Annotated in this window: 1 protein-coding gene; it reads right to left on the minus strand. The window is 56.0% G+C overall.

Annotated features, from left to right (window positions below; genetic code table 11):
- Window positions 1-686: 686 nt before the first annotated feature.
- Window positions 687-2,435, minus strand: a complete 1,749-nt coding sequence (locus KIH41_RS17965) for an ABC transporter ATP-binding protein (protein WP_214163328.1) — start codon at window positions 2,433-2,435, stop codon at window positions 687-689.
- Window positions 2,436-2,535 lie beyond the last annotated feature (100 nt).

The raw sequence follows: 2,535 nt of genomic DNA on the forward strand, positions 1-2,535 counted from the left end.
CACGAAGGGAAAAGGCCTCTTCGCGGAAGCAAATGGGTCACGAAGGACACAAAGTTTCCACGAAGTCGCACAAAGTCTTTTTTGTGCACGGCGTTTAGGAGGTTATTTCCCGATCAGCGCTGCACGGATCGGGAGGTTTAGGGGTTTAGAAAAGCGCGAGGCGAAGCAGGACTAAAAATGGGTCACGAAGGACACTAAGTCTTCACGAAGTTGCACAAAGTCTTTTTTGTGCACGGCGTGTAGGAGCCTGCCTGCCGGCAAAGGCAGGTTTATTGCCCGATCATCGCTGCGCGGATCGGGAGGTTTAGGGGTTTAGAAAAGCGCGAGGCGATGCAGGACTAAAAATGGGTCACGAAGGACACTAAGTTTTCACGAAGTTGCACAAAGTCTTTTTTGTGCACGGCGTTTAGGAGCCTGCCTGCCGGCAAAGGCAGGTTTATTTCCCGATCATCGCTGCGCGGATCGGGAGGTTTAGGGGTTTAGAAAAGCGCGAGGCGACGCTNCACAAAGTCTTTTTTGTGCACGGCGTTTAGGAGCCTGCCTGCCGGCAAAGGCAGGTTTATTTCCCGATCATCGCTGCGCGGATCGGGAGGTTTAGGGGTTTAGAAAAGCGCGAGGCGACGCTAGGCTGAAATTAGGACCACGGTCCACGGTCGACTGTCGACTGTCGACCGTGGACTGTCAACCTAAATCCTCGCCTGATATGTATACAGCTGATAATAACGCCCCTTCAATTCAATCAGCTCCTCATGCTTGCCCTGTTCGGCGATGCGGCCTTGCTCGATGACGAGGATCTGGTCGGCTTGGCGGATGGTGCTGAGGCGGTGGGCGATCACGAAGGTGGTCCGGCCCTGCATGAGGCGCTTCAGGCTGGCCTGGATCAGGCTTTCGCTTTCGGTGTCAAGGTTGGAGGTGGCCTCATCCAATATCAGGATGCGGGGATTGGCCAAGATGGCCCTTGCGATGGCGATCCGCTGCCGCTGTCCCCCGGATAGCTTGACGCCCCGCTCCCCGATCAGGGTGTCCAGGCCGTCATCAAACCTGTCGGTAAATTCCTGCACGTGGGCGGCCCTGACGGCGTCCTGCAGTTCGGACTCCGTAGCGTCGGGACGGGGGAAGAGGATGTTGTCCCGGATGCTGCCCTCAAACAGGAAGTCATCCTGCAAGACCACGCCGAGCTGGCTGCGGTAGCTGTCGAGGCTTACTTCCTGCAGGTTGTGGCCGTCCACGGTGATCATGCCTTTGTCGGGATTGAGGAAGGAGGCGGCCAGACTGGCTATGGTGGTTTTGCCTGAACCTGAAGTGCCTACCAGGGCCGTGACCGAACCTGCGGGGGCAGTGAAACTGATGGATTTGACCACTTCTTTGCCTGCATCGTATGAAAAATGCACGTCCCTGAATTCAATATCGCCTTTGATGTGGTTGATTTGAATGTTTCGGGTTCCCTCGCTGTCCTCGATCGGGGTGTTCATGATCTCCTCGGTACGGTCCAGTCCGGCAAAAGCTTCTGTGAGTTGGCTGCCGATGTTGCTCATCTGCACGATTGGGGCGATCATGAAGCCGAGGTAAAGGGTGAAGGCGAGGAAATCCCCGAAGGTCAGCTCTCCTTCCATGATCATATATCCGCCTATGCCCATGATGCCCGCTGAGGCAAGGCCGAGGAGGAGGGTGGCCGAACTTGTGATCAGGCTGGTGCTGGTAAGGCTCTTTTTGACATTGAGAAATAGACGTGTGACCCCATCCTCAAAGGTTTTGATCTCCTGTGCCTCTGCATTGAAGCCCTTGATCACGCGGACGCCGCCGAGGGACTCGGTAAGCCTGCCGGTCACTTGGGCATTGATGACGCCTCTTTCCTTAAAGATGGGCCTGATCCGCCCGAAGGCTTTCATGGAAACCACCCCGAACACCGCAACTGGCAGCAGCACGTAGAGCGTCATCAGCGGGCTGATGGCTATGAGCAGGACCAGGCAGATGATGGAGGTGAGTACCCCGCCCACCAGCTGGGCCAAGCCGGTGCCCACCAGGTTGCGCACCCCTTCCACATCGGTCATGATGCGGGAGACGAGTTCGCCGGTCTTGGTGTTGTCGAAAAAGCGTATGGGGAGTTTGAGGATATGGGCCTGCACCTGTGCGCGGAGCTTGGAGATGAGGTTTTGGGCTTCCACGCTGAGGATCTGTGTGAGGGCAAAGGAGGTGACTGCCTGGATGACGATGGCTCCTACCACTGCTGCGATCAGCCACCAGAGGAGTTCAAGGTCGGCGTTTGGGATGACATCGTCCATAAGGAACTTGCTTGCCCCGGGGAGGACGAGTCCTGCGAGTCTGCTGATCACGATAAGAACCAGTCCGATCAGGATCTGCTTTCTGCGCGGCCAGATGATGGTCCTGAATGCTTTGGCAAGGGATACTTTGCCGATTTGTGTTTTTTTAGCCATGGGGGAGAGAATGTGGAAAAGGCAAATTTACGGATATGTTGTGAGAAGTAGGGAGTGAATCCGGCGTTTAGGAGTTTATTTCCCGATCAGCGCTGCGCGG

The organism is Litoribacter ruber (genome assembly GCF_018500185.1).
GTDB classification, from domain to species: Bacteria; Bacteroidota; Bacteroidia; order Cytophagales; family Cyclobacteriaceae; genus Litoribacter; species Litoribacter ruber.